The sequence below is a fragment of the Xanthobacter sp. DMC12 genome (assembly GCF_056314105.1).
The window spans coordinates 595,971-610,839 of the sequence record NZ_JBQUYZ010000001.1; the positions used below are offsets into that span (position 1 = coordinate 595,971).

Annotated in this window: 14 protein-coding genes and 1 tRNA gene; 8 read left to right on the top strand and 7 right to left on the bottom strand. The window is 65.8% G+C overall.

The genetic code is table 11. The features are described 5' to 3' along the window. Window positions 1-2: 2 nt before the first annotated feature. The 4 genes from urtD to urtA form a co-directional block, all read right to left on the bottom strand. A complete protein-coding gene (gene urtD / locus ACT535_RS02635; RefSeq protein ID WP_476363983.1) occupies window positions 3-749 on the bottom strand; it encodes an urea ABC transporter ATP-binding protein UrtD in 747 nt (248 codons plus the stop codon). 116 nt (window positions 750-865) lie between these two features. Next, entirely contained in the window at window positions 866-1,999 is a 1,134-nt protein-coding gene (urtC, locus tag ACT535_RS02640; RefSeq protein ID WP_476363254.1) for an urea ABC transporter permease subunit UrtC, read from the bottom strand. After that, entirely contained in the window at window positions 1,996-3,654 is a 1,659-nt protein-coding gene (gene urtB, locus ACT535_RS02645; protein WP_476363984.1) for an urea ABC transporter permease subunit UrtB, read from the bottom strand. Before urtB ends, urtC begins: the two co-directional genes overlap by 4 nt. Before the next feature lie 185 nt (window positions 3,655-3,839). Further along, window positions 3,840-5,075 carry an urea ABC transporter substrate-binding protein gene (gene urtA / locus ACT535_RS02650; RefSeq protein ID WP_371745116.1) on the bottom strand — a complete coding sequence of 412 codons (1,236 nt, stop codon included), beginning with the start codon at window positions 5,073-5,075 and terminating at the stop codon, window positions 3,840-3,842. A 689-nt stretch (window positions 5,076-5,764) separates the two neighbouring features. Between urtA and ACT535_RS02655 the strand changes: the two genes are divergently transcribed. After that, complete coding sequence (locus tag ACT535_RS02655) at window positions 5,765-6,376, top strand: carbonic anhydrase (RefSeq protein WP_476363255.1); 612 nt, start codon at window positions 5,765-5,767, stop codon at window positions 6,374-6,376. 189 nt (window positions 6,377-6,565) lie between these two features. Next, entirely contained in the window at window positions 6,566-7,906 is a 1,341-nt protein-coding gene (gene mgtE / locus ACT535_RS02660; RefSeq protein WP_168457880.1) for a magnesium transporter, read from the top strand. A 4-nt stretch (window positions 7,907-7,910) separates the two neighbouring features. Here the strand turns inward: mgtE and ACT535_RS02665 are convergent, their stop codons facing one another. Further along, window positions 7,911-8,162: a hypothetical protein gene (locus ACT535_RS02665; RefSeq protein ID WP_168457881.1), complete on the bottom strand. Its 252-nt coding sequence runs from the start codon at window positions 8,160-8,162 to the stop codon at window positions 7,911-7,913. Window positions 8,163-8,317: 155 nt separating this feature from the next. Here ACT535_RS02665 and ACT535_RS02670 point away from each other — a divergent pair, with 155 nt between their 5' ends. Both ACT535_RS02670 and ACT535_RS02675 read left to right on the top strand, forming a co-directional pair. Continuing rightward, window positions 8,318-9,676 (top strand): protease, encoded by a 1,359-nt coding sequence (locus tag ACT535_RS02670; protein WP_168457882.1) that lies wholly within the window; start codon window positions 8,318-8,320, stop codon window positions 9,674-9,676. Further along, complete coding sequence (locus tag ACT535_RS02675; protein ID WP_476363256.1) at window positions 9,673-10,845, top strand: MFS transporter; 1,173 nt, start codon at window positions 9,673-9,675, stop codon at window positions 10,843-10,845. Before ACT535_RS02670 ends, ACT535_RS02675 begins: the two co-directional genes overlap by 4 nt. A 13-nt stretch (window positions 10,846-10,858) precedes the next feature. Here the strand turns inward: ACT535_RS02675 and ACT535_RS02680 are convergent, their stop codons facing one another. Next, window positions 10,859-11,560 carry a DUF1796 family putative cysteine peptidase gene (locus ACT535_RS02680; protein ID WP_476363257.1) on the bottom strand — a complete coding sequence of 234 codons (702 nt, stop codon included), beginning with the start codon at window positions 11,558-11,560 and terminating at the stop codon, window positions 10,859-10,861. Window positions 11,561-11,712: 152 nt separating this feature from the next. Next, window positions 11,713-11,789 (bottom strand) — tRNA-Pro (locus ACT535_RS02685). Window positions 11,790-11,954: 165 nt separating this feature from the next. Here ACT535_RS02685 and fabI point away from each other — a divergent pair. The 4 genes from fabI to ACT535_RS02705 all read left to right on the top strand — a co-directional run bounded on the left by fabI (window position 11,955) and on the right by ACT535_RS02705 (window position 14,843). Further along, window positions 11,955-12,782, top strand: a complete 828-nt coding sequence (gene fabI / locus ACT535_RS02690) for an enoyl-ACP reductase FabI (protein ID WP_024278954.1) — start codon at window positions 11,955-11,957, stop codon at window positions 12,780-12,782. A gap of 31 nt (window positions 12,783-12,813) precedes the next feature. Then, the gene (locus tag ACT535_RS02695; protein ID WP_476363258.1) at window positions 12,814-13,326 is read left to right on the top strand and encodes a hypothetical protein; all 513 of its coding nucleotides are present in this window, start codon (window positions 12,814-12,816) and stop codon (window positions 13,324-13,326) included. Between the two features lie 35 nt (window positions 13,327-13,361). Continuing rightward, window positions 13,362-13,949, top strand: a complete 588-nt coding sequence (locus tag ACT535_RS02700) for a histidine phosphatase family protein (RefSeq protein ID WP_168457885.1) — start codon at window positions 13,362-13,364, stop codon at window positions 13,947-13,949. Window positions 13,950-14,090: 141 nt separating this feature from the next. Then, entirely contained in the window at window positions 14,091-14,843 is a 753-nt protein-coding gene (locus tag ACT535_RS02705; RefSeq protein ID WP_168457886.1) for a hypothetical protein, read from the top strand. Window positions 14,844-14,869 lie beyond the last annotated feature (26 nt).

Sequence of the window (14,869 nt, forward strand, 5' to 3'; positions counted from 1 at the left end):
CCTCACCTCCCCAGATAGACTTCGATGACGCGCTCGTCGGCGCTCACCTGATCGAGCGGACCTTCGGCCAGCACCGATCCCTCGTGCAGAACCGTGACCTTCACGTCGAGGTCGCGCACGAACTGCATGTCGTGCTCAACCACCACCACGGAACGGGTCTTGGCGATTTCCTTGAGGAGCACGGCGGTGTCCGCCGTCTCCTGGTCGGTCATGCCGGCGGCGGGCTCGTCCACCAGCAGCAGGCGCGGCTCCTGCGCCAGCAGCATGCCGATCTCCAGCCACTGCTTCTGTCCGTGGGAGAGATCGCCGGCGCGGCGGTAGCGGCTGTCCTTCAGGCGCACACGCTCCAGAAGCTCCTCCACCCGCTCGCGCTCGTGGCGGCTCGGGTTCCACTCGATGTTGGCGAAGGGGCGCCGGTCTGCCTTCACCGCGAGGAGGATGTTGTCCTCCACGGAGTGCATGTCGAACACCGTCGGGGTCTGGAATTTCCGGCCGATGCCGAGCTGGGCGATGGACGCCTCGTTCAGGGTCGTGAGGTCGTTGGTGCCGGCGAACAGGGCGACGCCCTGGTTGGGCCGGGTCTTGCCGGTAATCACATCCATCATCGTCGTCTTGCCGGCGCCGTTGGGGCCGATGATGGCCCGCATCTCTGCCTCGCCGATGACGAGGGAGAGCGCGTTCAGGGCCCGGAAGCCGTCGAAGGAGACGGTGATGTTGTCGAGATAGAGCAGCGCCGAGGTCAGGGCCATTCGGTCCGGGGCGGGCTGCTCGTCTTTCAGGAAGCCGAGTTCGGCCTCCAGCGAGAGCGCACCCTGCGACTTGACGGCATAGGGATCGGTGGAGGGAGACAGCATGCTCATGGGGCTCACTCCGCCGGTGTCGCGCTGGGGGTGGGCTCAGAGGACGGCCGGCGGGCCTTCCACTTCTCGGAGATGTTCGCCGCAAGGCCGAGCACGCCCTTGGGCAGGAACAGCGTCACCAGCACGAACAGCGCGCCGAGGGCGAACAGCCAGGCCTCCGGCAGCACGCCGGTGAACCAGGTCTTGCCGGCATTGACGATCAGGGCGCCGAGCGCCGCACCCACCAGCGTGCCGCGGCCACCCACGGCCACCCAGATCACCATCTCGATGGACTGGGCGGGGGCAAATTCGGACGGGTTGATGATGCCCACCTGCGGCACGTAGAGCGCCCCGGCGACGCCTGCCAGCATGGCCGAGAGCACCCAGGCGACCAGCTTGTAGTTCTCCACCCGGTAGCCGAGGAACCGCGTGCGGCTCTCTGCGTCGCGCACCGCCACCAGCACCTTGCCGTACTTGGAGGTGACGAGCGCCCGGCAGAGCAGATAGCCCGCCGCCAGCGCCATTGCGGAGAGGAAGAACAGGGTCAGGCGCGTCGACGGGGCGGCGATCGGGAAGCCGAGGATGTCCTTGAAATCAGTAAGGCCGTTATTGCCGCCGAAGCCCATGTCGTTGCGGAAGAAGGCGAGCATGAGCGCGAAGGTCATCGCCTGCGTGATGATGGACAGATAGACGCCGGTGACGCGCGAGCGGAAGGCGAACCAGCCGAACACGAACGCCAGCGCCCCTGGCACCAACACCACCATGAGCATGGCGAACGGGAAGATGTTGAAGCCTTCCCAGAACCAGGGCAGTCCCTTGTAGTTCAGGAACACCATGAAATCGGGCAGCACGGGATTGCCGTAGACGCCGCGCGTCCCGATCTGGCGCATGAGGTACATGCCCATGGCATAGCCGCCGAGGGCGAAGAAGGCGCCGTGGCCGAGGGACAGCACCCCGCAATAGCCCCACACCAGATCCACCGACACGGCGAGCAGCGCGTAGCACAGGTACTTGCCGAGCAGCGGGATCATGTAGTCCGGCACATGCAGCGGATTGCCGGCGGGCAGCAGCAGGTTGGACGCAGGGATGAGCACCCCCGCCGCCAGCACCACGATGAGGAAGATGCCGCCAGTGCGGTCGATGATGCGGGTGCGGTTCATGATTCCACCGCCCGGCCCTTGAGCGCGAACAGGCCGCGCGGGCGCTTCTGGATGAACAGGATGATGAAGACGAGCAGCAGGATCTTGCCCAGCACGGCGCCGGCAAAGGGCTCCAGTAGCTTGTTGGCTACGCCCAGCGTGAAGGCGCCGACCAGCGTGCCCCAGAGGTTCCCGACGCCGCCGAACACCACCACCATGAAGCTGTCGATGATGTAGCCCTGGCCGAGGTTGGGGCTCACATTGTCAATCTGCGAGAGCGCCACGCCGGCGATGCCGGCGATGCCCGAGCCGAGGCCGAAGGTGAGTGCATCGATGCGGCCGGTGCGGATGCCCATGGCCGCCGCCATGCGCCGGTTCTGCGTCACCGCCCGCACATAGAGGCCGAGCGGCGTTCGCCTCAGCACCAGCAGCAGCGTGAAGAACACGATCAGCGCGAAGCAGATGATCCAAAGCCGGTTGTAGGTGATGGACAATTGCCCGATCTGGAACGCGCCGGACATCCACGAGGGGGCACCCACTTCCTGGTTGGTCGGGCCGAACACGGACCGCACCGCCTGCTGGAGGATCAGCGAGACACCCCAGGTGGCGAGCAGGGTTTCCAGCGGCCGCCCATAGAGGAAGCGGATCACCGTGCGCTCGATGAGGATGCCCACCAGCGCGGTAAACAGGAAGGCCAGCGGCAAAGCGATGGTGAGCGACCAGTCGAACAGATACGGCGCCTTCTGGCGGATGAGTTCCTGCACCACGAAAGTGGTGTAGGCGCCCAGCATCACCATCTCACCATGGGCCATGTTGATGACGCCCATCACGCCGAAGGTGATGGCGAGGCCGATGGCCGCCAGCAGCAGCACGGAACCGAGGGAGAGGCCGTACCAGACGTTCTGCGCCACGGCCCAGAATTTGAGGCTCTCCTCGGCCTTCGTGATCCCCGCCTCCGCTGCAGCCTTGAGGGCCGGGGGCGAATTCGCGGGCAGGCTCCGCAGCAGGCTGATGGACTCCTGGTCACCACGCGCGGCGATGAGCTGGATGGCGGCGCGGCGGTCGGCCTCGGGCGCGTCGGCCTTGCCGATGAGGATGGCGGCGCGTGCCTGCGCCAGCGCGGCCTTCACCGCCGGCACCGTCTCCTTGGCGATGGCCGCCTCGACCGTGGGGAGAGCTGCGGCGTCACGCGACTTGAACACCGCGCCCGCCGCATCGAGCCGCTTCGCCGGATCGGGGTTGAGCAGCGTGAGCGCCCCGGCCGCGGCGTCCAGCGCGCGGCGGACGCGGTTGTTGGCCCGCACCGGAGACAGATTGGCCGGGGCATTGCCGACGATCGCGCCGGTGGCCGCATCGGCCATGCCGCCGGAGGTGCGGATGAAGACGGCCTTTGTCGCCGGATCATAGAGCAGGGTGCCGGCAGCCAGCGCTTCCACGACGGCAGCCGCCTGCGGGCTGCCCGAGGTGGCGAGCGCGGCGATGGCGTCAGTGGTGTCGGAATAGCTGTCGTTGCCGAATTTGGCGACGATGCCGGAGATGTCCGGCTGGCCCTGCGCGCGAACCGGGGCCGAGGCGAAGATCCCGGCCATCAACACGGCGAAAAGGGCGAGAAACAGGTTTCGCAGGGTGCGCGAGGGAGAGACGTGAGCCGTCGGGACGGAAAGGGGCAGCCGCATCATTCAGATCATCCGCTCCGGCGCGGCCGGCGATGCCGGCGGCCCTTAATCGGGAGTGCAGCAGGGCTTCCCCTCCCCTTGCGGGGAGAGGAAGGGGCGCCCCGAAGGACGGTACGAGAGGTCGAGATGAAACGTGAAGCCTGGAGAACGCGGGGACCGGATGATCCCCGCCAAGTGGCAGTCGCTTACTTCGCGGCGGCGCCCAGGCACTTGTTCGTGGTGGTGTCGTAGTTGCCGCAATTGTACTTCACCCAGTCGGCAACGAGGTTCTTCGAACCTTCGAGGTACTTGGACCAGGCTTCGCCGGGGATGAGGTCCTTGGTCTTCCACACCACGTCAAACTGGCCGTTGTCCTTGATCTCGCCGATGAAGACGGGCTTGGTGATGTGGTGGTTCGGCAGCATCTGGGAGACGCCGCCCGTGAGGTTGGCCTGCTGGATGCCCGGCAGGGTGGCGATCACCTTGTCCGGATCGGTCGTGCCGGCCTTCTCAACCGCCTTCACCCACATGTTGAAGCCTATGTAGTGGGCTTCCATCGGGTCGTTGGTGACGCGCTTCGGGTTCTTGGTGAAGGCGTGCCACTTGTCGATGAACGCCTTGTTCTCGGGCGTATCGATGGACATGAAGTAGTTCCAGGCCGCGAGGTGGCCGAGGAGCGGCTTGGTGTCGATGCCGGCGAGTTCTTCCTCGCCCACCGAGAACGCAACCACCGGAATGTCGGTCGCCTTGATGCCCTGGTTGGCCAGCTCCTTGTAGAAGGGCACGTTGGCGTCACCATTGATGGTGGACACCACGGCGGTCTTCTTGCCGGCGGAGCCGAACTTCTTGATGTCGGACACGATCGTCTGCCAGTCGGAATGACCGAATGGCGTGTAGTTGATCATGATGTCCTCGGCCTTCACGCCGCGGGACTTCAGATAGGCTTCGAGGATCTTGTTGGTGGTGCGGGGATAGACATAGTCGGTGCCCGCGAGCACCCAGCGCTCCACCTTCTCCTCGTTGGCGAGGTAGTCGACCGCCGGGATCGCCTGCTGGTTCGGCGCGGCGCCGGTGTAGAAGACGTTCCGCTCGCTCTCCTCGCCCTCGTACTGGACGGGGTAGAAGAGGATGTTGTTCAGCTCCTTGAAGACCGGGAGCACGGACTTGCGGGACACGGAGGTCCAGCAGCCGAACACGGCCGCGACCTTGTCCTTGGTGATGAGCTCGCGGGCCTTTTCAGCAAACAGCGGCCAGTTGGAGGCCGGGTCCACCACCACGGCCTCGAGCTTCTTGCCGAGGAGGCCGCCCTTCTTGTTCTGCTCTTCGATGAGCATGAGCATCACGTCCTTCAGCGTGGTCTCGCTGATGGCCATGGTGCCCGACAGTGAATGCAGGATGCCGACCTTGATGGTGTCCTCGGCCCGTGCCGCGCCCACTCCCATCGTGCCCGCGACGACGGCGGCAGCGGCGAGCGCCCCGAATCCCCTTCTGGTCGTCCGTCCCAGCAAACCGAGCATGCGCTCTCTCCCCTATTCCGACGGCCCGGGCGGGCCGACCAGCGGAGAGTCAGCAAGGCGCGTGCCAAGGCAGGCGGCGCCGCTCAGGCGGGCACAACGCCGTACCTCGCCCACGCCCTCCTCAACCGGATCGGCGCGCGACGAGGAGGAGTGCCCATAAAATAATCAATACTGGGATGACGCCTTGGTTAAGTATGCGCCACGACCGCGTTGGGCAATTTGAATGCACGTCCTGGCACATCAAGATACCGCCGATCTACGAGCGGCGCACTCTTCTGGTCCGTGATGCATCGGACTCATCTGCCCACAAATTAATCGGTAGGGTTACCCCTCCCTGCTTCAGCCTTCCAAACCGTCGCCGAGCGCGACGATGGTCGCGCTCGGCAAATCACGTCAGAGGACGTTGAAGAGATAGAGAAGGACGATGACCGAGATCGGAACGCCCATGATCCAAAGCAGAATACCGCGCATGTTGTTGGCTCCACACGTTTCCAGACCGTCGCCATGAGAACGTGGCAAAGGGAAATCGGGTTCCGCTCCGCCCGCCGCCAATGCCCTTGACTTGTCCCGCAAGCTCAGACTTCCGTTGCCCGACAAGCGGAAGGAGCGATGGCGTGGACGAACTGATCTCAGGCTACCAACGGTTTCGCGAAACGGCATGGCCTGAGCGCAAGCTGCTGTTTGAACGGCTGGCGGCGCGTGGCCAGAAGCCGGAAACGCTTGTAATCGCCTGCTCGGACAGCCGCGTCGATCCGCAGATGATCTTCGATGCCGGCCCGGGCGAGATGTTCGTGGTGCGCAACGTCGCCAATCTCGTCCCGCCGTTCATGCCCGATGCCAATTATCACGGCACGTCGGCGGCCATCGAGTTCGCGGTGCGGGTGCTCAGGGTGAAGCAGGTGGTGGTGCTCGGCCACGCCCAGTGCGGCGGCATCCATGCGCTGCTCGACGGGGCCCCTCCCGGCGCCGAGGACTTCGTGGCCGGCTGGATGAAGATCGCCGAGCCGGCGCGTCTCATGGCGGAAGACGCAAACCTTCCCGCCGACGAGCGGCAGCGCTTCTGCGAGCAGTGCTGCGTCAAGCTCTCGCTTGCCAATCTGGCCAGCTTCCCCTGGGTCGCGGAACGGGTCGCGCAGGGCGACCTCAGGCTGCACGGCGCCTATTTCGGCGTCGCCACCGGCCGTCTGGAGATGTTGGGCGACGACGGGACTTTCGCACCCGCCTGAACCCGGCTCAGACCGCATGCCGAGCTGACCTAAAGGCGTGCCGTGAGGTCAACGCGGCCGGTTGTCCCGGCCGTGTTTCATCCCCTTGTATCAAATGGCGATTATCCGATATGGGTCGGCTGGACCGGCACCTTGCTTTTGTCGAGGCCGATCCCGCTTGAACATCCCCTCGAACCGGGACACACCCATATGACCGACGCGGCACTCGCTTCGCGGCTCGGGCACGAGCACGTCGCCGACATCGTCGAATTCCTGAACGGCAAGACAGCCGAGGAAGCGACCGGCGTGGTTTCGCATATGCCGCTCAAATGGGCGATCGAGGTGCTGGACCAGCCGCAGTTTCACGATGCCTGCGAGGTGATCGAGGCGCTGCCGCAGGAAAAGGCAGTGGGCATTCTGGAAGGCATGTCCGCTGACCGGGCCGCTGATGTGCTCCGCTGGATCGAGGAGCCGGCGAAAGGCCGCCTCCGGGACGCGCTCAGCACCGAGGCGCAGGTCGCCATCGACCACCTGCTCACCTATCCCGAGGGAACCGCCGGCGCCCTGATGACCACCGAGTTCGTCTCGGTGCCCTCCAACTGGACGGTGCAGCAGACCCTCGACCATATCCGCGAGGTGGAGCGCAGCCGCGAGACGGTCTACGCCATCTACGTCCTGTCGCCGGGGACCCGCCGGCTGGTGAACACGGTTTCGCTGCGTCGGCTGATCTCGGGCAACCCGGGCGATTCGATCCTGTCGGTCGCGAACCCTTACACCCCCATCACCGTCCCGCCGAACCTGCCGCAGGAGGAGGTGGCGCGCACCATCTCCAAATACGACTTCCTCGCCGTGCCCGTGGTGGACACCACCGGCCATGTCCTCGGCATCGTGACGGTCGACGACGTGATCGACGCCATGATCGAGGAGCAGACCGAGGACGTCCAGCGCATGGGCGGCATGGAGGCCATCGACGAGCCCTATCTGGAAATCTCCTTCAAGGAGATGATCCGCAAGCGCGCCGGCTGGCTGTGCATCCTGTTCATCTCCGAGATGTTCACGGCGAGCGCGATGCAGTTCTTCTCCGATGAACTGGAGAAGGCGATCGTGCTGGCCCTGTTCATCCCGCTCGTCATGAGCTCGGGCGGCAATTCGGGGTCGCAGGCCACCTCGCTCATCATCCGCGCCCTCGCGCTGCACCAGGTGCGGCTGCGCGACTGGTGGCGTGTCGCCCTGCGCGAACTGCCCACGGGCATCACGCTTGGCACCATCCTCGGCGTCATCGGCATCATCCGCATCATCGTCTGGCAGCAGACCGGGCTGTTCGACTACGGCGAGTACTGGAAGCTTCTGGCCGTCACCATCGGCGCCGCGCTGATCGGCATCGTCACCTTCGGCTCGCTGGCGGGCTCGCTGATGCCGTTCCTGCTGAAGCGCCTCGGCTTCGACCCGGCGTCCGCGTCCGCGCCCTTCATTGCGACGCTGGTCGATGTGACCGGCATCGTGATCTATTTTTCCGTGGCGTGGCTGTTCCTCCACGGCACCATCCTGTGAGGGCTCAGGCGCGCCGCACGAACCGCATCAGCGCACCATAGCCGTCTTCCTCCACTTCCTCCGCTTCCGCCGGCGTTGCTCCATCGCTGGCGGCGGCGGCGAGATCCGATGTCGTCACGTCGAACCCGCGCGAGGCGAGGAAGCGCACCGCATCGTCCGTGGAGGAGAATCCCTCCACCGCCTCGGCGAGGACGGCGCTGAGGCCGGTGTTGCCCGACGCATCGGTCTTCAGTCGATCCATATCCGCGTTCGTCATCTCAATACCCCTCGATGGTCTAGCGTTCTTAAGCCGAACACGAGACCCACCGCGAAGTTCCGATAGCCCGCGCAAAGCTGGCGCGAACGACTTGCGTTCTTGATCCCTTTACCGTCATCTTGCGGCAGTTTCCGCAAAGTGACCCACGCCCCGCTATGGTTAAGCTTGCCTTCCTCCTTGTCGGGGCCCGTGCATTGCGCGACCGCTGGTGGGTTCTCACCCTGCTTTCGGCAGCGCTCTTCCTTGTCGGCATACTGATTCTGCTCGACGCCATGGACGGCACCATGTCGGTGGCGACGCAGGTGTTCGGCGGCGTCTTCGTGTTCGAAGGCGTATTGGGGCTCCTCACGGCCTTCGCCTTTTCGGGCACGCGCAGCCGTGTCCTGGCACTCGGGCGCGCCGCCGCGTTGATCTTCATCGGAACCTTCATTCTTGATTACCCGTCCCGGAACGGCATGGCGCTGTCGCTGCTGTTCGGCGCTGCATTTCTCGTGGATGGGGCCGCCCGCATCGTCACCTCGGCGGTGGTCAGGTTTCGCCTGTGGCGCTCGACCGTGGCTGTCGGCGTGATCGAGCTGTTTCTGGCCCTGTTCATCGGCAGCCACTGGCCCCTCGCCCACGAGCTGAAGGTGCCGCTCGCGGTGGCCATGCTCACGCTGATGTCCGGCTGGATCATTCTGCGCGCGAGCCTCATGCTGCGGGCCCACCTTGCCGAGATGACGATCCTGAGCCTGCCCATTTATGGCGGCCGCGACTGGTACGACAACGCGCCGGTGATCGTCGACGACACTGGCCCCCTCCCCCCTTGGGAAGGTCCGATGACCGTGCGGGTTTGGACGCCGACCGGCTCCGCCGACGTGAAGGACCATCATCCGGTCATCGACCGCTATATAGCGGCGGTCGACCGCAACGGTGCGATTTCGACAGGCCATGCCTCGCTTGAACTGAAGCCCGACCTCTACATCAGCCATTACCCGGCGGAGGAGATCGAGCACCCGCCGGCGGAATTCGCCCGCATCCTGCGCGCCTCTTCGGAAAACGACGTGAAAGGCCGGTTCCAGCCGTCCTACGCCTACGAATGCGCGAACTGGTGCGAGGCCGACCGAAAGGTGGAGTTCACCCGCTTCGATGCGCGGCGTCTCATGGCCTTCTGGGCCGGCTACCGGCAGGTGGACACCTACAACCTCACTGACCGGAACTGCTCGGTGGCTGTGGCCGCCGCGCTCGATTCGGCGCTGGAGGGCAGCCTTGCGAGCCGCATGCCCTGGCTGCGCGTGGCCACCCTCATGTTCAATCCGGACGTCTGGGCGGCGGCCTACATCCGCTCGCGGGCGGAGGCCATGAGTTGGACGCCCGGCCTCGTGCTCGATTACGCCAGCACCATGAAGCGCATCATCGAGCCGGCGCCGCCCCCCTTCGCGCACCGGCTGAGAGACTTCCTGCGCCGCCTTGCCGCCGGGCGCCCCACACCCACGCCACGAAATACCCGGCCGGCGGAGCCTGTGCGTCCGTGACCCACCAGAGCATCGAACCTGCCCCCGCTGGGCTCCCCGACACATCGACCGTCGTGGCCCGTGGCGCCGTGATCGCGACCGCCATGGTCTTCGGCCTCACCTATTCCCTGAGCGCCCCGCTGATCGCCTTCGATCTCGCCGCCCGGGGACTCAGCGAGGCGGCCATCGGCGCGAATGCCGCCATGCACGCGGTCGGGGTTCTGGTGACGGCGGTGGCGCTGCCGCGGATGGTCGCCGCATTCGGTCCGCGCCGGCTCATTCTGATGTCCATTGCCCTGTCGGCGCTGGTGCTGGCGGTTTTTCCGGTCATGCCCGCCATCTGGCTGTGGTTCGTGCTGCGCCTGTTCCTCGGCATAGCCGCGGAGGCGCTGTTTGTGACCTCGGAGACCTGGATCAACGCGCTCTCCACCGAGAGCACCCGCGCCCGTTCCATGGCGGCCTATACGGCCGCGCTCTCGGTGGGGCTTGCCCTCGGCCCGCTGATTCTCTCGCTGGTCGGCACCGAAGGGGCGGCGCCCTATCTGCTCGGAGCCGGCGTCGCGCTGCTGGCTGCCCTTTTCGTCGCATCCCCGAAGGTGATCGCACCGCATTTCGACGAGCCGACCATCGGCAACCCCATGCGCTTCGTGCGGCTCGCGCCGCTGGCCCTCTCGGCGACCATGCTGAACGCCGCCATCGAGACGGCCGGGCTTTCCTTCCTCGCGCTCTATGCGGTGGGACTCGGCTGGGCGGAGGAGCACGCGACGCGGCTGATGTCGGTGATGATGATCGGCGCCATCATCCTCCAGCTGCCCATCGGCTGGCTCGGCGACACCATGGACCGGCGACGGCTGGTCATCTTGCTCGCGATCGTCTCTGCGGTTGGCGCGGCGGTATGGCCCCTCGCGCTCGGCAGCGCGGTGGCGACCTATGCCCTGCTGTTCGTGTGGGGCGGGGCCTTCGTGGGCATCTACACCATCATGATTACGCTGGTGGGCAGCCGCTTCAGGGGCGGCGACCTCGTGGGCATTTATGCGGTCTCCGGCCTGTTCTGGGGCCTCGGCGCCCTGGTCGGCCCGCTGGGAGCGGGATTTGCCATGCAGATCCATCCGCACGGCCTTGCCCTGTTCGCAACCCTCGCCTGCACCCTGTTCGCCCTCGCCGCCTGGCGCCTGCGCGGCAGCGTGTGAGGCGGAGGGCGAATCAGCGGGACGATTCGAGTGTTTCAGTCAGATCATCGAATCGGAACTTTTTGCCGGGTCGACAGGCGATCCCGAGCGTCCGGAAGGTCCGATTCCATCCGCGCCGGGAGCCGAGATCGTTATGGTCACGCAGGCGGGGGACTGAAGCCGTCATCAGCCACGGACGGGGCCGCACCGGCGCATAGTCCAGAAGCAGCAGCCGCGGGTCTGCGGCGAACGTGGCGAGCGCGGCATGGAGCTGGTCGAGGGTCTCCTCGAGCGCGTCGTCCTTTGGGTCGTGCGCCGGCAGGCACTGGCGCACAAAGAGGGTCGTGCCTTCCGCGCAGTCGTCCACCAGCCTCGCCTGCAGCGCCTCGTACTTGGGAATCAGCCGTTCCGCCATCTCCGCCTCGCCGAGGGCGAGATAGTCCTCGCCGGCTGGAAACTCATGGCGGTGAACGGTGCCCGACAGGCGCGAATAGAGCGCGGGCACGCCGCCATAATCCGGCACCTTCATGAGGTTCGCGGCCTCGAACACCGCGGGCGCTCCTGCTTCCAACACCTTCAGGACGCTGGCGAGCGGCGTGACCCACCAGTCGAAGGGATAAGCCCGCTCTGACCGGGTGAGGCGGCGCACCTGGTACGCGACCTCGCAGACCGCGCCGAGACTCACGATCCGGTGGGGGACGAGAGCGGGCGCGGGGCGGCGGAAGAAGGACCACATGAGCGCCGTTTACCATGAGACGGTAAATATGCCCTCTGCAACCGCGTGCCGGCGCAACAAGGCCTGCCGCAGAACGAAAGTTCGTGCCGCTCATCGCGAAGAGATTTCAGCAGGGAGGGGGACTGGGCTTCCGGCGTGGCCGGATTTTCATCTGGTCGGAGTGGCAGGATTTGAACCTGCGACCCCCACGTCCCGAACGTGGTGCGCTACCAGACTGCGCTACACTCCGATCCAGAGGCGCCGCATCTAGCATCCGCTCCTGGGGGATGCAAGGGGCATGGTGCGCCAGCTTCGCTTGAACGGTGGATGGCCCCATGCCATAGGAAGCGCGCTCATGGTGCGTCCTCGGGCGGCGCCATGGGTTTCAATGGCTTGAGCATGTGGAGTTGGGTCTATGGCGACGGACGGTTTCGCGAGCGGTCTTCTGAAGGGCAAGCGCGGGCTGATTCTCGGTGTCGCCAACAATCGATCCATCGCCTATGGAATCGCCAAGTCCGCGCGGGCCCACGGCGCCGAGCTGGCCCTCACCTACCAGGGCGAGGCGCTGCGGAAGCGGGTCGAGCCGCTGGCGGCGGAACTGGGCGGCCACCTCGTCGGCCACTGCGATGTGACCGAGCCGGAGACGCTGGATGCCGTCTTCGCTGAGACAGAGCGCCTGTTCGGCACCCTCGATTTCGTCATCCATTGCATCGCCTTCTCCAACAAGGACGAGCTGGATGGCCGCTATGTGGAAACCACGGCGGACAATTTCACCAAGACCATGCTTATCTCCTGCTACTCCTTTACCGCTGTCGCGCAGCGGGCGGAAAAGCTGATGACCAATGGCGGCTCCCTCATCACGCTCACCTATTACGGCGCGGAAAAGTGGATGCCCCACTACAACGTCATGGGCGTCGCGAAGGCGGCTCTCGAGGCCAGCGTGCGGTATCTGGCCGCTGACCTCGGCCCCAAGGCGATCCGCGTGAACGCCATCTCCGCCGGCCCCATCAAGACGCTCGCCGCCTCTGGAATCGGCGATTTCCGCTACATCCTGAAGTGGAACGAGCTGAACTCGCCGCTGCGCCGCACCGTCACCACCGATGAAGTCGGCGATGCGGGCGTCTATCTCCTCTCCGATTTGTCGCGGGGTGTGACCGGCGAGGTGCATCATGTGGATGCCGGGTACCATATTGTGGGCATGAAGCATCCCGACGCGCCGGACCTCGCCCTCGTCCGCGATTGAGCACGGCGCGCGCCCACAAAGGAGACACACGATGACGGCGCTTGATTCCCGGGCCACCCGTTTCGCCCTCGCCGTTGCCGTCTCCGCGGGAATGCTCGTGTCTGCCGGGGCGTCGCTGGCGCAGAGCCCGCCGACCTTCCAGCAGTACCCTCTCCGAGATCGCGTGTTCGGACCCGGCGGCGCGATCTTCCCGGATTATGTAAACCCGTCCGAGTATGGCGTGAGTTTCATGATCGGGGGCGGCGGCAGCCGGAGCGCGGTCTTCGCTGCCGGCACGTCTGACTACAATTGCCAGCAGACGCAGATTCCCACCATCCAGGTCCTCTCCGCTCCGCCCGGCGGCAAGGTCAGCATCCAGTATGGCCGCTTCGTCGCGACCGGAATCGACGGCGGGCGCACCACCAAGTGCATCGGCCAGCCGGCCAAGGGGCTCATCGTGAGCTTCAAGGGCAAGGCCGCGCCGGGCTCGACCCTCAAGCTGCGCGTGACCTACCCGCCGCGCGGCGAGTGGTATGACCACGTAGTCGCGATTCCGCCGCGCTGAGTGATGCCGCGCCCGACGGGGCGGGCCGGAGAGAGATGACGACGCGACGCTTTTTTCTCGTCCGCCATGGCGAGACCGACTGGAATGTGGTGGGCCGGCTCCAGGGGCGCCGCGACGTGCCGCTGAACACGCTCGGCCGCATCCAGGCGGGTCAGGTGGGCCGCGTGCTGGCCCAGCTGGCGGGAGACACGCGCGCGCTCACCTATGTCTCCAGCCCCCTCTCGCGGGCGGTTGAAACCATGCGCATCCTGCGCACCGGACTCGATCTTCCGGTCGGCGAGTTCAAGACTGACGTGCGTTTCGCCGAAATCTCCTTCGGCATCTGGGAAGGCCAGACCTGGCCCGAGCTGCGCCGCCGCGATTATGAGGCCGTACGCCGGCGCGACCTCGACCCCTGGAATTTCGCGCCCCCCGGCGGCGAGAGCTACCGCACCTTGTGTACACGCGTCAGCGCGGCCTGCGCCGAGATCGAGGATGACGCCGTGATCGTCACCCATGGCGGCGTCATCCGTGCGCTGCTGCATGTGAAGGCCGGCATGCCGGAGGCCGAAGCCTCCAATCTTCCAGTGCGTCAGGGCGCGGTCTACGTCGTGTCGCGCGGCGGGTTCGAAGTCGCAGACTGAGCGGCTGCGCCGCCCGCCCCCACCCTCCCCTTGGCATTTTTCTTGCTGCGTCAAACCGGTAGGCCCGGCGCCCGTGTCGTGAACGCGACGGGCGGGGTCTTTTCTTGACGCCTTTTCACCCGAGCCCCGGGGGGACTTTTCATGACCGACATGGCCGAACTGCAGAAGCGGAAGATGCCGCTCAACCTCGCCATCGTCCATGTGGATCCGGATGCCTTCATTGCCAACTACATGGGCTGGCTGGAGATCACCAAGTTCATCACCGCCCTGCGCGCCGGCGATGCGACGGTTCCGGCGGACGGCAAGACCCCCACTCTGACGCCGGCCGATCTCGCCAACGGCGGGGTGCACAATGTCGCCAACGACGCCATGTTCGCCTTCTGCATGACCGCAGCGCTGAAAGGCGACAAGGCCGCGGTCGACAAGGTGGAGGCCGCCTTCATCGAGGCCTGGGGCAAGGAATATCCGGGCAACTTCGCCCTTTGGCACTTCCGCACCAACATCGAGACGCCCATCACGCTCGAGGATTTCGTGGGGCAGGCTGGCAAGAAGATGCTGCTGGGCGACATCCCGCCCCCGCCACTGCGGGCCAAGGAGAACTGGAGCGCGGGGCTGCGCTTCTTCGAGAAGGCGCGCAAATCCAATTTCGTTCACGAGATCATGTACCCGCTCGCCCTGTGGCACCGCGCCAAATGGACCGAGACGCTGGAGAAGGGCATCGCCTTCCTCAAGCACATCGAGGACACGGTGCCCGTGCTGCGGGACACGCTGGAAGAGAAGCGGAACGATCAGCCTTTCATCGCCAACATACTGCTGAAGAATGCCTTCGGCGTGGATATGGAGCTGACCGAGGAATACGAGGGCTTCCTGCGCTCGCTGGCGCGGCGGGACTGACGCGCCGCCGAACGGTACGACGCGCT